The sequence below is a fragment of the Nostoc sp. KVJ3 genome (assembly GCF_026127265.1).
GTDB lineage: Bacteria > Cyanobacteriota > Cyanobacteriia > Cyanobacteriales > Nostocaceae > Nostoc.
Map to the genome: position 1 here is coordinate 42,192 of NZ_WWFG01000009.1, position 21,800 is coordinate 63,991.

Annotated in this window: 11 protein-coding genes and 1 pseudogene; 8 read left to right on the forward strand and 4 right to left on the reverse strand. The window is 41.7% G+C overall.

Going from position 1 to position 21,800, the window contains the following annotated elements:
* The first annotated feature begins 5 nt into the window (after window positions 1–5).
* The 4 genes and pseudogenes from GTQ43_RS38330 (at window position 6) to GTQ43_RS38345 (ending at window position 5,281) form a co-directional block, all read left to right on the forward strand.
* On the forward strand, window positions 6–1,058 hold the full coding sequence (locus GTQ43_RS38330) for an AAA family ATPase (RefSeq protein WP_265277881.1): 1,053 nt from the start codon (window positions 6–8) through the stop codon (window positions 1,056–1,058).
* A gap of 2 nt (window positions 1,059–1,060) precedes the next feature.
* Window positions 1,061–2,521, forward strand: a pseudogene (locus tag GTQ43_RS38335) (SAV_2336 N-terminal domain-related protein); the annotation flags it as partial.
* A 216-nt stretch (window positions 2,522–2,737) separates the two neighbouring features.
* Window positions 2,738–4,093 (forward strand): ATP-binding protein, encoded by a 1,356-nt coding sequence (locus tag GTQ43_RS38340; RefSeq protein ID WP_265277895.1) that lies wholly within the window; start codon window positions 2,738–2,740, stop codon window positions 4,091–4,093.
* An 84-nt stretch (window positions 4,094–4,177) separates the two neighbouring features.
* Entirely contained in the window at window positions 4,178–5,281 is a 1,104-nt protein-coding gene (locus GTQ43_RS38345; RefSeq protein ID WP_265277882.1) for a hypothetical protein, read from the forward strand.
* A 3-nt stretch (window positions 5,282–5,284) separates the two neighbouring features.
* Here GTQ43_RS38345 and GTQ43_RS38350 read toward each other — a convergent pair whose 3' ends face one another.
* Window positions 5,285–6,652: a caspase family protein gene (locus tag GTQ43_RS38350; RefSeq protein ID WP_265277883.1), complete on the reverse strand. Its 1,368-nt coding sequence runs from the start codon at window positions 6,650–6,652 to the stop codon at window positions 5,285–5,287.
* A gap of 178 nt (window positions 6,653–6,830) precedes the next feature.
* Here GTQ43_RS38350 and GTQ43_RS38355 point away from each other — a divergent pair, with 178 nt between their 5' ends.
* The 4 genes from GTQ43_RS38355 to GTQ43_RS38370 all read left to right on the forward strand — a co-directional run bounded on the left by GTQ43_RS38355 (window position 6,831) and on the right by GTQ43_RS38370 (window position 12,846).
* Window positions 6,831–7,607: a ParA family protein gene (locus GTQ43_RS38355; RefSeq protein ID WP_265277884.1), complete on the forward strand. Its 777-nt coding sequence runs from the start codon at window positions 6,831–6,833 to the stop codon at window positions 7,605–7,607.
* Window positions 7,604–8,761: a ParB/RepB/Spo0J family partition protein gene (locus GTQ43_RS38360; RefSeq protein ID WP_265277885.1), complete on the forward strand. Its 1,158-nt coding sequence runs from the start codon at window positions 7,604–7,606 to the stop codon at window positions 8,759–8,761. The genes GTQ43_RS38355 and GTQ43_RS38360 overlap by 4 nt, the downstream gene beginning before the upstream one ends.
* A gap of 83 nt (window positions 8,762–8,844) precedes the next feature.
* On the forward strand, window positions 8,845–11,742 hold the full coding sequence (locus GTQ43_RS38365) for a DEAD/DEAH box helicase (RefSeq protein WP_265277886.1): 2,898 nt from the start codon (window positions 8,845–8,847) through the stop codon (window positions 11,740–11,742).
* Between the two features lie 162 nt (window positions 11,743–11,904).
* Window positions 11,905–12,846 carry a metallophosphoesterase gene (locus GTQ43_RS38370; protein WP_265277887.1) on the forward strand — a complete coding sequence of 314 codons (942 nt, stop codon included), beginning with the start codon at window positions 11,905–11,907 and terminating at the stop codon, window positions 12,844–12,846.
* Here GTQ43_RS38370 and GTQ43_RS38375 read toward each other — a convergent pair.
* The 3 genes from GTQ43_RS38375 to GTQ43_RS38385 all read right to left on the reverse strand — a co-directional run bounded on the left by GTQ43_RS38375 (window position 12,819) and on the right by GTQ43_RS38385 (window position 21,702).
* Entirely contained in the window at window positions 12,819–13,307 is a 489-nt protein-coding gene (locus GTQ43_RS38375; RefSeq protein WP_265277888.1) for a hypothetical protein, read from the reverse strand. The two genes, GTQ43_RS38370 and GTQ43_RS38375, sit on opposite strands and share 28 nt — an antisense overlap.
* Before the next feature lie 63 nt (window positions 13,308–13,370).
* Entirely contained in the window at window positions 13,371–18,200 is a 4,830-nt protein-coding gene (locus GTQ43_RS38380) for a hypothetical protein (protein WP_265277889.1), read from the reverse strand.
* Between the two features lie 619 nt (window positions 18,201–18,819).
* On the reverse strand, window positions 18,820–21,702 hold the full coding sequence (locus GTQ43_RS38385) for a glycosyltransferase family 2 protein (RefSeq protein ID WP_265277890.1): 2,883 nt from the start codon (window positions 21,700–21,702) through the stop codon (window positions 18,820–18,822).
* Between the last annotated feature and the right edge of the window lie 98 nt (window positions 21,703–21,800).

Below are 21,800 nucleotides of genomic sequence, written 5' to 3' on the forward strand. Positions count from 1 at the left end.
AAGCTATGACAGACTGGAAAATTTTTCAAGGAAATACTACTCCCCACGACGATATTGATAACTTACCTTCTCCTCCTAATTGGCGTAAGTTTGGTTATTCAGTGGGAGAAAAAGAATTTGAGTTTGTTAATGTTGATCTTCAGAGTAGCAGCAGCTTAGAAACTCAAGAGCGCGGATCAAAGTTTCAAATTTCTTCTAATCAACCTGAGTTAGTTGATCTCATTAATGCGGCTCTTTATTTACGACGGCCTTTGTTAATTACGGGCAAACCAGGAACAGGTAAAACGTCTCTGGCTTATGCAGTTGCTTATGAACTAAAATTAGGCTCAGTCCTTCTTTGGGCTATTAATACCCGTTCAACTCTACAGGAAGGGCTTTATCGTTATGACGCAATTTCAAGATTACAAGATGCTCAAATTAAAGTTAACAAAAATCCACAACAGAATAGTCAAAATCTTCAGAATAAAAACGATTATCAAGATATTGGTTACTACATCCAACTGGGGCCTGTTGGTACAGCTTTATTGCCCTCTAAGCGTCCGCGTGTTCTCTTAATTGATGAGGTGGATAAAAGCGATATCAACCTACCTAATGACCTGCTGAATTTATTTGAAGAGGGAAAGTATGAAATTCCAGAATTAACTCGCCTATCTAAACAAATAGATAAAGCTGAAGTGCGTACTGATGATGGTGGTAATGCAGTTATTAAATCGGGTATTGTCCGTTGTTATGAATTTCCTTTTATTGTACTTACTAGCAACGGGGAACGTGATTTTCCGCCAGCTTTTTTAAGACGCTGTTTGCGGATAAATATAAAAGATCCTAACGAAACAGCCCTAACAGAAATTGTTAAATCTCATTTAGGAGATGAAGTTTTAGAAAAGGCGAAACCTCTGATTGAACAATTTATCAATAAACGGAATCAGGGAAAGGGCGATTTAGCTACTGATCAACTGCTTAATGCTGTCTATTTAATTAATCAGAAATTGAATTTTGATGAAACTAACAAAGATAATCTAATTGAACTATTGCTAAAATCCCTAACCAGTGCGGAGTAGAGATGATTGAAAAACTGATTGTTGCTCTCAACAGTAAGTTAAAACTCACAGGAGAAGAAATTGCTGATGCACTCTGGCTTGCACTCCATATACAGCAATCAGAGTCAGTATCGTCTTCTACTATCCAATCAAATCCAACTTTATTAAATGATCCTGAAAAAGCTGACGATCCGTTGTTAAATCAGACACAAGACAATATTAAGTCTGATGTCTCATCATCTTCTCAAAAAAAATCACCTGAGCAAGAGCCACAAGCTGATATTTGTACTCAAGAAAAAGACACATTTGGAAGCAACTCAGGAAATCTTGTTTTCAAAGTACCAAATGCGCGATCGGTTCGAGAACCTCTAACACTGACACGGGCAATGCGTCCTCTCATGCGTCGGGTTCCCTCTAGTACAAATACTGTTCTAGATGAAGCTGCTACTGTCCAGCGAATTGCTGACGAACAAAACTGGATACCCGTATTGAAGCCAGCAATGGAACCCTGGCTAGATATAGCATTAGTGGTTGATGAAAGTACCTCAATGTTGATTTGGGAGCACACTATTGGCGAGTTTAAACGACTTTTGGAACACTATGGAATATTCCGTGATGTCCGAACTTGGGGACTGAAACCAGACGATAGGGGGCAAATTCAGATTCACTCTAGAATTAGTATCGCAGCAAGTAAGCAATGTTTGCGTAGTCCCAACGAACTGATCGACCCTAGTGGTCGTTGTTTAATTTTACTGGTCAGCGATTGTGTATCTGCCTTTTGGCACAATGGAACATTACTACCCATACTCAAACTTTGGACACAGAGCAATCCAATGGCGATCATCCAAATGTTGCCAGAATGGTTATGGGCTAGGACGGGCTTAGGTTTAGGAGCAGCAGTCCATCTCCAAGCTTTAGCTCCAGGTGTACCCAATCAGCAATTGATTGCCAGAGGTGTGTCCCGTCGAACCAGAGTTAATCTAGAAACAGGTATCAAAATACCTATTGTTACTTTAGAGCCAGATAGATTTACTGCCTGGGCGCAGATGGTGTCTGGCAAGGGTAATACCCGTTCTCCAGGTGTTGTGTTTGATCCGAATCGTGCAGCACCCAGCGAAAGTATTGAACGGCATAGTAGTCCAGCACCTGAAATTTCCCCTGATGAACGGGTTCAGCGTTTCCGCATTACTGCCTCTGAGATGGCACGCCGCCTAGCAGGGATACTGGCAGCAGCCCCAGTGATTACTTTGCCTATTGTGCGGATTATACAAGATAGAATCCAAATCTTGCAAAAATCCCAGCAGGTTCACGTTGCTGAGGTATTTCTGGGAGGCTTACTGAAGCCATTATCAGAGATTAATGCAGATACAAGTGCGGATTATGTACAGTACGATTTCATCAATGGAGTGCGGGAAATCTTGCTTGAATCAGTTCCATCAAGCGAAATTGTTAATGTCTTAAATGAAGTCTCGAATTTCGTTGCTGACCGAGTTGGGCTATCTCCAGAGGATTTTGTAGCGGAGTTGAGGAAGCCGGGACAGGAGGGGAATGGACAATTTGCAATTCGTCCCTTTGCAAGAGTGACTGCTCAGGTGTTGAAACAGCTGGGAGGAGAATATGCTCGCTTTGCAGAAGAGTTAGAACAGGAAAATCAAATTGGCTCAGAGTCAGAATTGGATTCAAAGCAGGTTAGTCCCCAAATATCGAAGCTTGATCTACGGGAATTTTTTCAGGCTAGCGATCCCAGCAGAACTCTGTTTGTCAACAATATCTCTGATGGCAAGTATTACATAGATTTTTCCTCAGTTCGAGGTGGTGATATTCTTGGCAAGCTGAAGCAGAAAATTACTTTTTTTAAACCCAATGAACCCACCTGTACCTTATTTACTGGGCATATTGGTTGTGGTAAATCGACAGAACTATTACGGTTACAGGCAGAACTGGAAAAATCAGGCTTCCATGTAGTCTATTGTGAGTCCAGTGAAGACCTGGAAATGGCTGATGTCGATATAGCTGATGTGCTGCTAGCGATCGCTCGTCGTGTGAGTCAAAGTCTGGATAAAATTACTCTGGAGTCACCTAACAAGTTTAATGAGTTGCTCCAAGGTGCTTGGAAGGTCTTAAACTCCGAGGTGACGCGGGAAAAACTTAAGGTTCCGGTGCTTGGTGATGTCGGTTTATCGGCAGAAAAAGAAAAACTTTCTCTGTCTGTGGGCATTGGTGAAATCACCGCGAAGATGAAAAATGACCCAATGCTGCGAGAAAAACTCAATCAGTACTTAGGACCGCAAAAAGTTAAGCTGTTAGAAGCGATTAATCAAGAATTATTGGAACCTGCGATCGCTAAACTCAAGCAGCAGGGTAAAAATGGTCTGGTGGTAATTGTCGATAATCTTGACCGCATAGATAATCGTGCCAAACCTTGGGGTCGTCCGCAGCAAGAATATTTATTTGTGGATCAGGGTGAGTTCTTGACCAAGCTGAATTGTCATCTCATCTACACCATGCCCTTGTCGTTGAAGTTTTCCAATGATTACGGAATGCTAACCCAGCGTTTCCCAGAAGATCCCAAGGTGTTACCAATGGTACCTGTGCAGTGGTCTGATGGCAGCGTTCATATACAGGGAATGTCACTCATGCAGCAGATGGTACTAGCAAGAGCTTTTCCTGACATGACACCAGAGGAGCGTTTAAATAAAGTTACCGAGATTTTTGATAGTGCTGCTAGCCTAGAGCGGTTATGTCAAATGAGCGGTGGTCATCTGCGGGATGTGCTGAGGCTGCTGAATACTTGGATTCAGGAAGAAATGACACTTCCCCTAACTCGTGAAACCTTAGAGCAAGTTATTCGTTCTCGGCGGAATGAAATCATGTTACCGATTTATGAAGATGAGTGGCAATTGTTACGTCACGTCAAAGAAAGGAAAAAGGTAAGTGATGACCAGGGATATCAAAAACTGATTCGCAGTCGGTTTGTGTTTGAATATCGGGATGGTGGCGAGTCTTGGTTTGATGTTAATCCTATTTTGGCAGAAGCGAGAGAATTACAAATATAGCCATAATAATACAATCCAACGCAACAATAATTATAGACAATTAACAGAAAGTTAACACTACCTAAAATACGCAAAATATCAAGGATGACTATAAATTTAGTAATCGAACGTTTTCAAACTATCTGGAATCAAATTCAAAAAACTCCGACCAAGATTCCAACCAGGGTAAGTATTCCCCGAAGTCACGTTGATAGCGGAACTGCTATGGGCGGCACATTCCAGAACAATGCTCACTATTTTCAGGTACGAATTAATGAAATGTACTTAGCCAATAGCCGCGAGTGGTTTAGTAAATACGATCCACTAATCTTTGTTGTTTCAGAATTTACTTACGACAAGAAATTTGAAGCTGTACCCTTCATTGTTGGTCCGACGTTGATTGAAAAGTATGGACAAAAAGCCCCAACTGGGATGGTATTTTCTAATACGCGGGTTGCAGGTGTGCATCCCTACCGAGGGGGACGACTAACACTGTCTATCATTCTTTGCCGTGTGCAGAAGGAGAACTATGCCAAAGGACTACTGCGATTAGTTGAAAATACTACCAAAATTATTGACTTCTCTACTGCACTTAGCACTTATATTAAATTAGGTGGCATTTTACTAGATGGAATTGAGACATTATTCGGGTTAGGTGGTACTGAATCCCTCATCGGTATTCGTCGGGAATTAGATCCAGATGCAGGAGATATTATGGAACCTGGATTCTTTGTATTGATTGATAAACCCGAAACTCAATTAGATACTAATCAGCTATGGGTACGGGATAACCAACTTGTTTACGGCTCAAGTCCATCAGAAGCCAAACCATTTCGAGAAGCTGACTATGTTCTCTATAGCATCGTTCAAACTTCTGAACGTCAAGATGAAACAACATTACCATTCTATCCATTATACGAACGGGTAAAAGAATCTGCATTCAACCCCAGTAAAAATAGCCCACCACAGATTAAGGCAAATCTGCTAAACCTTTATCAAACTTTATTTCTCAGTCCCGATCTTACTCCTATACAAGCTAGAAAGCTATTTAATAGCTATGTTGCAGAAATAAAAGAAATTTATAAAGAGGCGATAGGAATTGGTAGTTTAGGAACTGATGAATTTGATATTGGTGAGCTAGATGAGTCTGATGTTAGCAGTAATTTAGATAAAGTAGCCAAGATCCTTGAACTTGATCTGACGCTTTAGTATCTATCGCACCTGTTTTATTAAAGACAGCAAGTTTTTCAACTCTGGATAAGTTTCAACTTGATTTTGAAGTAACTGCTTCGCATCGCTTAGTTTAGAAACTTTCCTACCCAGATTGCCTTCTTTTTCTGCTCTAGCTGCTGCCTTTAATGCTAATTCTACTGGTTGTAAATCCTCAACTAAACTATCCTCACCCTGTTGTTCTGCTTTACCAATCCTATGCTTGACCTGATTATAAATACTTTCTAAAGATATAACTGTTTCCGAAGTAGAAGATGACATAAACTTTTGCTTATACATATCTCTTCCAGCGTAGTCACCACTGACATTGATCTTGGTTTTGTTGCCAAAGTGCTGACTAATATTACCAGATGAATTCAATATTGCGCCTTGTGAACCTTGAAGGTTGTATTGATCACGTCCAGCTAAATTAATATCCTGTGCTGCCTTAAACTCTCCACTTAAAATCTGCTGTAATGCTTTTTGGCTATCAATTGGCTCTACCTCACGCACTTCTCCACTCAAAGATGGTGGACGATCTTCAAAGGTAAGTTCACCCTCTGGAACTTTACCCCGATGCAGCGATACAGCCATTATCCCAATGCCCTTGTGGATGGTCAGTTCTGGTTCTTGAACTAGGTTAAATTGACCAAAACGCTGCGCTACTTCTTCCTTAACTTTTGTAAAAACATAATCATAAAGGTCAAAAATGCTGATATACCCACGCCGATTGATAATATTCTTGCCTCGCAGTCCATCTGTTAATGCTTGAGCAAAAATAGTCATTGAGGCATTACGCACAAAGTAGGACTTTTGGGCTTCACGACAGGCGGTAATAATTACGCGTCCTTCACCTGTTCCTATCAATGCTTCTGAAGTTTGGTTAGGCAGACTTTGACTAGGTAGTTCCTCTGAAATACCGAGCGAACCAGGAGAAATTTCGCCAGAATGACAAGCATTAAATATTAAAAGAACACGCTTTGCTTTAATTGCTTGAATTTTTTCAAGTAATGTTTTTTCGTGTATGCCGCTACCTGCTAAAACCTTACCATCTTTGATTTCTGTTTCATGGGTTGTTAGGTAATAGCCATCTTCACCATATTCTCCATGACCACTGTAGAAAAAGAAGAATGTGTCACTCTCCTTAAGAGTTTTAGCAAGTGTGTCGAAGGCAGCCTCAATATTATTGCGGGTTGCATCTGCATCATGTAACAGAGTTACCTGTTGTTCGAGATAGCCACAATAGCGGCTATTTTGTAGTACATCTGCGACTTCTTGGGCATCGTCAACTGTCAGAGACACATTCAGTTTTGGCGTATTCTGATATGAACCAACTCCGATCACTAGCGCATAACCGCTATCAAATGCCATATAGTAAAACTCCTTATTTGAAGTGGTCTTCTGTGACACCGTATCATCTGTATACGATAAAGTTATATAAATTCTGCTGCAATTTCTATCTAAAATAAAACTTTATTCATCTGATACACGTAAACTGGAAACTAAAACCGAGCCGGTTGACCAAAGATCATCGTATCTTCTAGGAATAATGCCAGTGTCAACTTCTGATCCTCCATGCCGCATTATCGCGCTGTTTAATCAGGCGGGTGGTGTCGCCAAATCGACACTGACCCAAAACCTGGGATACCACCTAGCACGACGAAAACATCGCGTTCTCCTGATTGACCTAGACCCCCAAGCGTCCTTGACCAAATTCATGGGGTTAGTGCCATCTCAGTTACAAAAAACCGTTGCTGATGCCATTATCGATGAGCAGCCCTTACCGATTCATGAGGGCATTCACGGCATGGACTTGGTTCCAGCAAGCCGAGTCTTAAGTGGAGCCGAAATGCAGTTAGTCAGTGCTGCGATGCGCGAGTTGCGCCTTAAGGAAGCCATTGAATCTGTTCTAAATGAATACGACTTCATTCTTATAGATTGTCCCCCCAGTTTAGGATTGCTTTCCTATATCGCCTTAGTCGCGGCCACACACGTACTCGTTCCCGTGGAAACCCATCTCAAAGCTTTCGAGGGAACCGACGAACTCTTACAAACTATCACCCACGTTAAAAATAAAGCCAACCGCAAAATCCAAATAGCAGGGTTTGTTCCTACGCGGTATGCCAACCAGAACTCAGCCGATAAACGCGCATTAGCAGCTATCCAATCTCAACTTTCAGCTTGGGGTCGTATTTTCCCACCCATCCCCAGAGCTACCGCTTTTGTCGATGCGTCAGAAGAACGTGCGCCCCTAGCAGTATTTGACCCGAAACATCCTGTAGTCGCTATTCTTGAAGAAATCGCCAAGGCTTTGGAGGCTTTATGATCCGACGCAAACAAACAGACAAACCCTTTGGGGGTCAAATTACAACTCCACCCCCTGCACCTTGGTTATCCTCCCCAGATGCCGAGTTGCCAGCCGCAACTGAAACTACTATCAAACTTTCAGATATAGTTCTGCCTCAACACCAGCCCAGACGATACTTTGACCCACAAGCATTAAAAGAATTAGTCTCGTCAGTCAAGCAGCATGGCATCCTCCAACCTCTGTTGGTGCGTCCACTAGGTGGAGGGAAATATGAATTAGTAGCAGGAGAACGACGTTATCGGGCAGGGCAGTCAGCAGAACTTGAAGTCGCGCCTGTGGTTGTGCGTGAGCTATCAGATGACCAAGCGTTTCAGTTGGCTTTGATTGAAAACCTGCAACGAGAAGACCTTAACCCTGTTGAAGAAACTGAAGGGATATTGCATCTGTTGGCAATCCGGCTGCATTGTGATGTAGAAGCCGTCAAATCCTTGCTGTATCGAATGAAGAATGCTCACAGCAAAGGGGAGCAGCCGTCAAAATCCTCATTAAATGAATCTAGTAAAAACGTTTTTACTAACTCAGATAATCCACAAAATGAGGACAACATTTCTGACCATTTAGCCGAGAAAAATGAATCTAGTAAAAACGTTTTTCCTAACCCCGATAATCCACAAACTGGGGACAAGGTTTCTGACCATTTAGCCGATGAAACTGAATCTAGTAAAAACGTTTCTCCTAACCTAGATGAAGAACAATCAAACACGGTACAACAGGTGTTTGAGAGTTTGGGACTCATGAATTGGCTATCGTTCATTACCACACGCTTACCTTTGCTCAATCTGCCTGAAGAAATTTTAATGGCACTGAGAGAAGGCAAGCTGGAATACACCAAAGCACAAGTCTTGGCGCGGGTAAGAAATAATGAAATCCGAAAAAAACTTTTATCCGAAGCGATCGCTAACGATTGGTCTTTAAGCCAAATCAAAGAAAAAATCACAGATTGGACTGATGATGAACAAACATCCTCATCTAAAACAACTAACCAAATACCAGACCGCCTCCAAAATATCACCCAGCGCATTAAAAAGCGTCAGTTATGGAAAGAACCTAGAAAACAAAAGCAGCTAGTAAACCTTTTAAACAAGCTCGAAGCCTTACTAGGGGATGAGTGACTTGGGGTAAATTGTCAGGTAATCTCTACTTTTAGAGTCTTTTTACCTTTGATTCATGATTGGGTGCGAGGGGAGAAACAGAGATGGCGGAAGATTCACAGATTAGAGAATTACTCAAAGCTTGGTTAGATTACATCCATGTTGAAAATTTGAGTAATGCCAAAGTAGAAGCTGACGATTCAGAACAACCGAACATCTGGGACTCTCTCGTAAATCTGGTAGGCGATAAATTATTAATAGACGAGTCTTTATTTAAAAAACTAAAGCAACCGTTTAAAAGTGCAAAGAACTTTGAGCAAACAAAATTACCATCCATTGCTGTAGCTTTCCCCCAGCTTTATATAGTTGAATCGAATCGCCGTCAATTTCGCCCGTTGTTCACCATCAACGTTTCGACAATATTCGAGGGTAATTATCGTAGTAGCGGATGGAATTTAACTGAGTACGAGTTTCAGCCTGTTATTCCTAATTTGATGCAGTGGTACGGGCTAGAGGAAGAAGCGGCTGAGTCCTTAGTCACAAGGGAAGGGTTGAAAGTTTTTCTCGAAACTACTTTCAATCGTCCCTTTAAAACGCTACAAGATTTTATGGGACTGATTGAAATACCGCCGTTCCCCGTGCGGTCAAAACTTCTGCCTTATCTATTGGATTTTGACTACGCTGCTTTTAATTACAACCTCAAAAAAGATTTTCAGAAAATTAGCGACCAGAATTACTTTCAGTGGTCAAGACCAGGACATCCGGCTTACGAATATCTGTTTGGACAACCAAAAGCACCTCAACATGAAGTACTTTTTTTGGGTGCTTTTCCCAACTCACAGGCGGATGACTATCAAGCACTTGCTCTCAAACATTCTAAGGATCAACCTGTTACTGCTGTGATTGGGCCACCGGGGAATGGCAAGACCACACTGTTGTTACATAAGATAGCGCAGCAAGTGGTAGGTCGAGCAGTGGAATTAGCAACAACGGGTTCAGATAGAAGTAACCTAACTATGGTAACAAGCACTAACAAATTTGCTGTAAATAACGTTGAGAAAATCTTAGCCAGCAACCTTACGTCTGACCGTTTCTACCTATCAGGAGGCTCTAGGGATTTAGTTGAGAGCCAAGTGTTACCTAGTTTACAAGCTGCACTCGATTGGTTAGCCAAAGAAACATTTAAATTAGATGAATGGGAGTCAGCAAAGCAACAGTTGTTAGCTGGTGTTCAGCAAATAGAATCTCACCTGAAGCAAGACGAGCATGATCTTCAACAGAAAAGTGCTGATGAGGAATTATTAGAGTCGCTATGCCGAGATATACAATTGCTTGACGAGGCGATAAAGACTTCTGCATTTAAATCTTCGTCACCATTAGAATTTGACCGCGACTACAATAAGTTCCCCCTAGAAGCTTACCAGCAGATAGGACAATATATTGACAGTGCTAGGCGTTCTTTGCCGTCTGAAGATTACAGGCAGAATAAGAGTAGAAATGACTTCTGGTTTGTCAAACTTTTGCGGACGATTAAACGATTCTGGCACTCGATAACCAAAACCAGCCCACATCATATTCTCAAACGCTTGCACAAACAGATAGAGATGCCTGTGTTAGCGACACTGGCCACCCCATTTCAATTTCAAATCCCACTAACAACTGAATCTCTCATCGCCGCCCAGCAGAGTATTGACCAGCTTATTGCAGAAGCATTGAACTGGCAGCAACAACAGAATGGTATTGACAGCACACAACAGCAGCTTGAGTCAAGAAAGCAGCAACTCAAAGACCTGATTACTCGCCGTTCTCAAATCGAAAACCGACTCGCCACTTATCCCCCCAAAGATTTTTACAGTCGCTTCTACACCGAATTGCACTCGCTGCAAGTAGAGTTATTTGAGTGGTCTTGGCAATTTCAGCAACAAGAAGCTCGACGGCGAAAAGATGAGGTGATAGCTTCCATAAGAACTTACATTGCATTATTGAATGGCGAATGGGATGCTTACCGTCAGTTAAGTCATAATTGGAGAAACATTTATCGGGATATCAGCCTGTTATTTCCGGTGTTTCTTAGCACTTTGCACTCGATCCGCAATTTGTTACCCTATCCCGATAGTGGCTGTATTGATCAAGTAATTGTAGATGAAGCGGGTCAGATTCCACCGCATCAAGTTTTCCCCGTTTTAGTTAGGTGTAATCGGGCTTTGATTGTTGGCGATCCATTGCAATTGGAGCCGGTTGTTAATTTGAGCGACCAGAAGAAAGAGGAATATCGTAGCAAGTCATTTCTAGAACAGGGTTTAACGGATGTAGATTATGACCGCTACAGCCCTACTGCATCCACAGCTTATCACCGAGCGGCTGGAGCATCGGGACAACCCGGAGACATTGGTAATGGCATTATCCTTAAATATCATTACCGTTGTGTTCCAGTGATTGCTGATTTTTGCGATCGCTTGTGCAATTACGGCATGATCATCAAAACTGAACCAAAAGCTTCTCGGTTAGGTACTAACTTGATTGCTTGCGATGTGGAAGGGAAGCTGGAGAACAACGTTAATTGGGCAGAAGTTGATGCAGTAGAAGCGTTGATTGAGGAGTTGTTAGCGGCGGGTTATTGCTTAAATCCTACTGACTCTGACAACACAATTGGCGTGATTTCACCTTACCGCCGTCAAGTAGATGCGCTGACTCAACGCTTAAAATCTCGTTGGTCAGATTTTTCCCCCAAGAGCGTTGGCACAGTTCACACGTTCCAAGGTGGTCAGAAGTCGGTGATAATTTTCTCGACTCGCCAATGCCAATCAACTGATAGCCTCTGGTTTATTAATCGGCGACCTAATTTGCTCAATGTTGCTGTCAGCAGGGCGCGAGAACTGTTTATTCTAGTGGGGAATTTGGGGCGAATTTCTGAAGGGGGGTATACTAGAGAGTTAGTGGAATATATTAAGCAATTTGGCGTTTGTGATTATGACTCGCGCAGTGTAAACGGTCAGCGCTAGAAACATTGTCAGTCACTTCAAGAAACACTGTTAAGACTATGCCACAGCATTGAAAGGTTGAGCGGATTTTTTCTGCTCAAAGATAGGTAGTATAACTCTAATAACTCATCTGAAAATCGGTTAAGATTTTGTAGACATAATAAATTGTGAGAAATCTTAACTATGAGTAAGTGGTTGACACAAATTGGAGCGCATTCAATAGATTTTTCTTACTTAAATAAAAGTATACTTTACAAGATTTATCAGCGTGGTCAAATTAATTTTGATTCTACAAAGCTTTATTTATTGTTAGGCGATATACATGGAAATATCAAAGCTGCGATTATACTCGCTATCAGGTTGCAAACTTTATTTAGTATACCACTGTGTGCTATTTTCCAAGTGGGAGATTTTGGATTTTGGCCTAGTGGAATTGCAGCTAAAAATGAAGATCCTTATTATAAAAAAGACGATTCATTCGATTTGTTTGAAATGAATCAATCTCTAGAGCATAGCCAATTTTTTTCAGTAGGAGCAGAAAAGTTAGAAATTATGAATGCTCCATTTTATTTTAGTCGAGGTAATCATGAAGATTTTGAGCAGTTGAATTTGATATCAAAAGATAAGCTAACTGAAGTTTTTAGAGGAATCTATTTTATTCCTGACTACTTTAAGGGAATGCTTGAAGGCTTGAATGTTCTGGTTGTTGGTGGAATACTAACAGACTTAAAAAGAGGCAAGGGCAATAAAGCCAAACTTGAATTTAAAAAAGCTCAACAGAAGTTAAAGACAGATATACGGCGGTCTAATGCACAGTTACTTATTCAATTTGACTCAACTGGAGTTGACTTGCTTATTACCCATTCTGGACTGTCAAGTCGAGAACATCGTGATGGTTCAAAGCAGTTAGAAACTTATTTGTTACATAGTAATATTTGCCTGCATTTTTATGGTCATCACCATAGATTTTCACTTGGAAATGTGGGTGCAAATACTCTAAGTATCGGTCTAAGGAATTTAGATATTGATGCCAAAGGTATGCTAAGACCAGGTAGTTTTGCTCTGATCGCTTGGAACGACCAGAGCAATTTTGAGATTTATTCAGATTTTGCTGTAATAGCATGATAGCGCAAATTCACATCCACTTCTTCAGGCATTAAAATCCAAGCCCCTGGTATTTTGTCAGCAGTTAAATAAGTACCGATACATAGAGATTTAGCATTAGGAAAGTTTAGTCTAAAACCACACATACTATAAAAACCATAATCTTCATTATCGCGGGAAATCACTTCAATATCAGAAATAGGCTGAACCAGTAAAGATGCAAGCGAGTCTTGGCCTTCCATCCTCGGAAAAATTAAATATTTATAAGTAAATGCCTTGATGTTTTGATTAATTGGTTGACTTGGATCGCTAGCATCGAAAAGTAGAATATTTGCCATACCTTCATCTACATCAATATACAGTCGAGTACCACTATAAGTCTCCAGAAGTATAGAACCTAATTCTGTTCGCAATTCATCTTGAGGTTCTAAAGATGTTAAACGAGTTAGAAATTTTACCCGATCATTTATTATTCGATGCATAAGTTTCAGGTTGAAATCAAGATTTTTATTTGATGTAATCATATATTTTCCCTAAGAAAATCATTAATTTTTAAGTAAACTGCTAAAATCTTGAATGAGCTTATCGATCCGACGGAGATAATTGTCTTTTATTCTGTTTGCACTTTTTCCTCTAATAATAATTTGTCCATTATTTTGGAGTTTATAAGGAAGATGCTCGACTCGTGCAGGATCTATAAGACTTATAGATCCATCTTTTTTTGAAACCATAAACTGCAAGTCATCAATAACTATTGTATCATCTTTCGCTTTTTGCTTAAATGCCTTTAAGTCTTCAATAGTTTTTTGAGTGACGTATTTCTCAATTACTGGATTAGGTGGGTCATTAATAAATTTTCCTTGATGCAGGATACGCTTACTTAGCACACCGTCTACCTTTTTCATAAGAATACCTTGCCTGCTAATACCATTGGAATCAACCCACTCAATTAGACCTTTATAGACAGTTGGATAGTTTTTCTTTGTTAGCTCATATAGGTTTTTAGCTTCTTGAATCAATTGATTATTTTGTCCCCCTTGGGATTGAGTAGGGACTTTAATCACTAAATCTTTATGTTCTGGAATTTTATAAACTGTCCCAAATCCTCCCTCATCAATTTTCTGGTCAGACAGTATATTTTCACTTGATAATTCTTCTCGAATCGAGCTAAGAGTAGTATTATCTTTTGGATTTGGTACGTAAAAATTTTGTCCTTCTAGAGGGTTATTTGAGCTGCTTTCCATTCTATTAGGGCTAAGTAGATCCCTAAGCAACTTGCCTTCTTCCCCAGCACTGAATATAGCCGTAGCTGCACCATGAGACTGCAAAATTGCCCCTGTGGCGATCGCTACTACCCCACCAGGGCAGCCTATTCCAGTAATACATAAACCTCCACCCCCAACTTCTGCAATACTCCCTGTCAAGAACTCTGCTATTCCTTGGACAATTGCTGCTCCACCTCCAAGCGTGCGTCCCAACTTAAAAGCTGCTGAGTTTGGCAGAGTTCGCTCCCATAAAACTTCTTCTTTTTGAGTCAGCTGCAAAGGCTTTAATAACGCTCTGATAGAGCCACCATTGTCATACAGAAACTGGTACATAGTTCCTAAGACAAATTCAGCTAATGGTTGGACTGCGTGCCACAATTGCTTGATAAAACCTTCTAATTGCTGCTGTTTATCTGTTGAAAGGTTAATTTGAGACGGCCAAAGGTCTTGGTGGTTATCAGGGTGAACGGTAGGGTTATTTGCTACTTGGATGCTACTGGTGTCGGGCTGTATTTCTTGAGATTTATCCAAACCCTTGGAATAATAATCAGGGCTGAGACTTTCAGATAAGAGTGAAGCAGAACCTTGAGCAATGATAAGCGAGCTGTTGCCAGTGTAAACCCTATAATTTTTGCTGTTGATTGCTACTGAGCCTGTAGCTTGGAATACACCAGCGGCTTGCACATAAACATCTCCCCCTGCACCATTCCCGTTTGAATTTAAAAATCCTGTATTTACTGCCCCCTTGGTGCTAGTCAGATAAATACCTCCACCATGTGACAGGATATTATGGGTAGCAATATTCTCAGTAGCTTCAATGTTTATAAAGTCACCTTCTGTAGTCAGATCCCCAGTAGCAGTAATAATCCCCTGCTTGCTAATCAGGTTGACTGCTCCATTATTTGAGGTGATGCTACGGGTTGCTACATCACCGCTTGCTTCAATATCTACAAAGCCACTGCTAGTAGCGATATCACCCCTAGCAGTAATAGAACCAGTAGTGCTACTAAGGTTAACTGCTCCACCATGCGACAGGATGTTGCTAGTTGCCACATTACCGCCTGCTTCAATATCTACATCCTTGGTAGCGATGATATCACCAGAGGTAGTAACAGTACCCAGGCTGGTGATTAAGTTGACTGCTCCATTATTTGAGGTGATGCTATGGGTTGCCACATCACCACCTGCTGCAATATCTACACTGCCACCATCGGTATTAATGTCGCCAGTAGTAGTAACAGCACCACTATGACTACTTAGGGTAACTGTTCCATTCTGCGAGTGGATGTTATTAGTGGTGATGTTCTGGGTTGCTAATATTGCTACACCTCCACTGGTGGAAGTAATGTCACCATTCATAACAGCACCTTGAGTGCTAATTAAGCTGACTGCTCCACTATTTGAACTGAGATTGCTAGTTGTGATGTCCTGTTTGGCTAGAGCAGTTACACCATTATCAGCAGTAATTTCACTACTTGCAGTAATCGCACCATTACTGCTGGTGAGACTAATTCCACCATTTTGGGCGATGATTTTCTGAACAGCGATATCTTTAAGAGCAGTAATATTTAAATCACCGCCATTGGTTTCAATATCGCTCTGTGTAGTGACACCGCCATCACTCAAAATGTCCACTTGTTTCGCGGCAATACTACCAATTGTGACATCACCGCTGGGATTATTTCCGCCTTCAGTACCCTGATTCAGAGAAACGCTCACCTTACCCGTACCAGCATTCAGTGTAGTTCCTAGAGCCATAGTAATCACTGCTGCACCAGGGTCACGTTCCGCCGCTACCGCATCAGAATCATTAGCCTTAAGCGTCAGATCGCCGTTATCCGTAGTGATGTTAGCATTGACATTGATGCTGCGACCGGCTTCCAGGGTCAGGCTGCCACCGCTTCCGACTGCACTAGTCGTAATTGCTTTATTAACCGTGATGTCATTGTTAGCTTGCAGCACCACGGCTGTCCCCGCATTTGTAATTTTGGTAATTTGCGTGGGCGAGATCGTTGTTGTCACATCCGGATTTTGGGCAAAGGTATCATTAGCACTGAGCGGTGTGGGTGCAGACGCATACTCAAGAATATTGACCAGCAAATTGTTTGCACTTGGTTGCGGCGTGTGCCAGTTGGTAGTGGTCATTCCACCAAATAAAGCAAGCCCTTGTCCTACAGGCTCTTCTCCTAGTACGATGCCGCCACCCTGGACAACGTTCTGGACAACATTATGGACAACAATTTGGTCTCCACCATAGCCGCCACCCTGGACAACAATCTGGTCTCCACCATAGCCGCCACCCTGGACAACAATCTGGTCTCCACCATAGCCGCCACCTGGGTTTCCGCCTGGGTTTCCGCCTGGGTTTCCACCTGGGTTTCCACCGCCGCCAGAGTTACGCAAAAGGATAGGGGTAATGCCTCCGCCAGAAACAGTGGCGTGACTGAAGTAATCCCCGCTAAAACTGGTAGCGGTAGGCAGTAGACCGTTAAAGATGGGATGAGATGGCTCGGCAGCAACTACATCCCTGGCAAAATCACTAGAACCATCATAATTAAGCGTTACTCCAAAGCCCAATGAGAAGCTACCCCCTACGTTAGGAGCGGCATTAATGAACAGATGTCCGCCTTGCTTGACCCAGGCATCTATGCTGGCCGAGTTAGTTGCTAGATAGTTACTTAGATTGACGGCTTGGCTGTCTCCACCATCCAGAAAGATAAATTTGTAATCATTGCCTGTGCCAGTGGCGAAAGGAGTTGCTCCAGCACTGGAGAGGCTCAGATTATCCCAATTACCAGCGCCAAATGCTGCATTCATAGCATTCTGGTCACTGGCAGTTGCAGAACTACCCCAATATTGGAAAGGACCGCTGATATAAGCGGCACGTCCTTGTGAATCGTCAATGATAATATTTTTGGGGTCTAACAGTAAAGTTCCGGCTAACCCATTAACAGCATTGGCATAAACCATCCCTTGAAAATCGAGCAGTTGTTTTCCTGAAACTTCGACCATCCCTCCATTGCCGGATTTGCTTCCACCACGGGCACTAATGTTGCCCAAGAAGCGGGTGGTATTGTCAGACCAAACAACTACCTTACCACCATTACCACTGTTCACTGCGTCGGCGTTAACTTTTGCACCATTGCTGACAAACGTGCTTTGAGCCTGAGGCACTGTCCCTTTGCCCTGGTAATCACCACCAATAAGAGCAGTCCCACCTCCAGCATTACCTGATACATTAATTTGAGCTTGGTCAAGCAAGGCAACCGTGTTTCCCAATACTTGTACGGTTCCGCCCTTGTGCCCATTAGCCAGACTTGAGGCATCTAATGTCCCTGAAACCGCGACCAATCCTTCAGTGCTAGTGAGGCTGATGTCGCCGCCGCTAGTAGTGATGTTACCTTTACTAGTAACAGACCCCTGATAGCTGGTTAGGTTAATTGCCCCACCATTCGAGAGGATATTGCCAGATGTAATACTGCCTTCTGTCTGAACGTTAAGTTCTGAACCAATGTAATCACCAAATTGAAGATTATTGGATGCTGAGATTTGGACTTTCGTGGTTCCATCAGTACCAGTGAAAATAATTTGCTCACCAAGGTTAGTTTGAAATACTTCACCTTCACCATCGCCAGTCAGAGAAAAGTTTTCTGGATTTCCATTAGCATCTTGTAGAGTTAACTGGAAATTTTGATGATTATCGAAATTACCAAACTTTCCCTTTAATACTGAACTAGGATTTAAAAGAGAATCGTTACTATTAATTCCAACTAGGGACAGATTTTTCCCACTTCCAGTCAGTGGATCTAAACCAGTTGTCGGATTGTTTGGAAGTGATTGAGATGCCAGAGATGTCGAAAAAACTGATTGATTAAATAACGGTAAACTATCAGAGATAGTACTAACAGAATTACTGTAGTTAGTAAGAGTTTCCTGATTAGTGTCAATCAGACCAGAAGCACTACTTGTTGGAGATGTTTTTTGCAACCCTATTAATGACGAATTATACTCTCTTCCACTGCTGAAAGATGTGACTGTCAGAGAAGATGGTAATAGCCCTCCTTGAGATGAAGAAGCATCAGTGGGGATAATCATATCAGTACTTGACATAAGTTGTATCTTTTTAATGATGAATTATTGTGACGAAAAACTGAGCCGTATAATTATCTATTGAGAGTTTGTTATGATGAAATCAAAATCTTAATTTCTCTGAGGATTCATTACAAAAGATACTTAACTATTAGTGAAACATCAAAAAATAGCTTAAAAAGACAAGCTAGAATATTGAAATTGCTAAATCAGCCTAAAAATTCCCAAAAATCCTGCCAATTTGAATTTTAATCAAGGATTTCAGATTTGGGGCAGATTGATTTAGCATAAAGAGTACTGAATAGCCATTTGATTAATTAAGAATTGAATAAATGCTTGCTCTCAGAAAACAAATATCTTTGATGAAGATAGTCCAGGTAAGAAATGATTTCGGAATTCTCAAGTTTTAAGGATTGGAACGAACTCAACACTTCTAGATATTCATCAAACCTCGAATCTTTGAATAATGCAGGTACTTGAGTTGAAGATAAGATAATATTTGCGTTTCAGTCTACCGAAGCTTTACGGAAATTATTACTGGTTGTTTTTTAGGTAAAATTCTGGCTTGACAAGTGAATTTATAGTTAGATTAAAGTTTTTATATGTTTTAGATGTTTTTTCGGAAAAGAATTTACAAGATTTATCTAGCTGGCATTGACTGATTTATTTCTGACTGTGGAGCAGAAACTTGGTTAAGCATTCCAGCAGTCCGAAGTTTGTCCAGTACGTAAAGCACTGCCAATTGCTGTTCTACAAACAACGGGGCAGACAACGGAATTGCATCAATTGAGGCTTGCAGTAAAGATGTACTTTGACTGCCAGTGTGCCCCAGTTGACGAGGGGAAGAATCAGAAGTTTCAGGATGAGCAAGTCCTACCCATCTTGTGAGTTCGGCTGCAACATTTTTTGCCTCACCTCCAGGCTGTTGAACGATTTGCTTCCAAAACATCCGCACAATTTGACGAGCATGATCTTCTAAAGTGCAAGCTTGCTCAGATTTGTATAAGGCGCTGACTATCCTGGCTTGGGCTAAGTTGAGCGGTATTCCTAGCTCTTTTTGAGAGTGCTGAAGAAAAAAAGCTTCTTCTCCGTGTCGCTCAAGTGTAACTGGTGCGAGTTTCCACAAATCCCAACTTTGCTTGAGCAGAAACCAATGTTGTTCTGTAATCTCACCTAGTGGCTGCATTGTGGCATGGTATTGAAAGCGTAAAAACATTTGCTTGAGTCTCTCGACTCTCAGAACATAAGAGTCGGACAAAATTATCTGACTGGAGGAGAAATGATTGTAGAGTACGGTAGAATTTTGAACGTGAAGAAAACGAAACCCCACCATTGCTGCTAGAGTTAAATACTCCCGGTCTGCATCCAATTGAGTCTGTGGATCATTCCACACTTGTAACTCTTGCAAGCGCACTGCTGTAGAGCGACGAATTAGGAAGGCATGAAGAGGTTGCCAGTTATGCATTAGTCTCTGCATTCTTTCATCGTCATTCTGCTGGAATGCAAAAGCAATTCTTAATTGACACTGCTCGTTTTGATAAAAGCACCATTGCCAATCACCATAGGCAATGTCAAACTGACGATTTTGTTCTAATGCTGCTACTTGCAAGGCAATTTTTTCTTTTGTCAATTCATCTGAACCATCCAGCCATTGGATATAGTCACCAGTAGCTAAAGCTAATCCCTGATTGTAAGCAGAACTTGCTCCTGGTTGCTGGCATTGAGTTAAGATTACACGTCCTTTAGTTGTGCTGGCAAATTGGCGACTAATTTCGCTCAAGTCCTCGGTTGAGTCGTGTTCAACAATAATAATTTCCAGATTCTGATAAATTTGTTGTTGGCAACTGTGTAGGCAGGCAGCAAATCTCCTGGCGTTATCACTAGAGATAATAATGGAAACTAGGGAGGCAGTGATGGACTGGCTCTGATTTTGATTGAAAGCGGGGAAAATGTATGACTTGAATTGTTCTACAGTTGTACGAAAATGAGTTTCAATGGTTGGTCGCAAATCGCTGTAGCAGGCGTTGGCGGGGCGACGATAAAATTCTTCTAGGACTTGAAGCCCATTTGCTAACCATCCAGTACAGTTAGATTGAGTAACGATGCTGTCAGGCAACCAGCGTTTGCGAACTAAATACTTGGGAATATGTACTGGAGACCCGTGTGCAAACAGTCTCAAGTAAAACTCCCAGTCATGACAGCCTTTCAACTGTTCGTTTAATAAACCAACTGTTTGGAAGACTGATTTGGGTACGACGACTTGAGAGAGTGTGTGAATGAAGCATCGCCAAAGCATCGAAAAAATTAGGTCGTCTGGATGGCTTGGACTGAGGCTCATTTGGTCGCCCTTGTGGTCAACGCTAGTAATGGCGATATAGTTGCAGTAGCTGAGGACAGCAGTGGGTGTTTGTTTGAGAGTGTCAATTTGATGTTGCAAGTAGTCTGGTAGCCATTGGTCGTCGCTATCGAGAAAGGCGATAAATTGTCCCAGCGCGTTTTTGATGCCCAAATTTCTAGCGGCAGCAGCACCAGTATTAGTGGGTATTTGTAACAGTTTGACCTGTGGATAATGGGTTTGAATCCAATCCGCAGTCCCATCAGTGGAGCCGTCATCAACTACGATTATTTCGTAGTCAGTATAGGTTTGACAACAGACGCTATCGAGAGCGTATTTAAGATAATGTTTCCGATTGTAAGTTGGAATGATAATCGAAACAGTGGTTGGTGAATTTAAAATTTGCTGAGGGGAGTTAGAAGTGTTTTGAGAGCGGTGTTTAGATTTAATAGTAAAATGAGCGACGACTTGCATAGATAGCTCATATTGGCTGTCTAACCCCCGCCTTTTGAGTGCGTTATTGATTGCTTTTTGAGACCAGCGAATCGGTTCAAACTGTTGGTTAGTCAAGTTACCAGAGTGACGACGATAATAGTAGAGAGGCTGGGCGATATGGTAAAATTCAGTGACTTCAGAGAGTTTTAGACACAAATCATACTCTTCAGCATAAGTAAAGTTCGGATCAATACCTCCCACTTGCTCGTAAACGGTGCGGCGTATTAGGCGGAAATGGAAGATCATAAAGTCAACAAGTAGCCGTTCTTTGGAATAGGGGATTTGGCAACGCTGCCCGATTCCATACAGGTTCCCCTGTTCGTCCATTAGTTGATAGTCTGTGTAAACAAGTCCTACCAAGGGGTGGTTATTCAGAATGGAAATTGTCTGTTCTAAGGCGGTTGGAGCTAGAATATCGTCACTGTCTACCCAACCGATATAATCTCCAGTAGTTGCAGCAACAGCCCCGTGGATAGCAGGGGCGATACCAGTATGTTTGGCGGCTATGACTCGGATGCGTTGATCTTGCTGGGCATACTCGGATGCGATTTCAACGGAACGATCTGTAGAGCCATCGTCCCAGATTAACAATTCTAAGTCAGACCAAGTTTGAGCTAGGACACTTTTTATTGCCGCAGCAAGGTAGTTTTCTCGATTGTAAACTGTGATGACGATAGAAACAGATTTTTTCATCAGTTAACGCCCAATTAGTAAATTCAGCTATGCTTTATAAGTTCAGGTAATATAATGAGTTTTTGACAGGTGTGCTGCTCAGAACTTTGACTAATAAT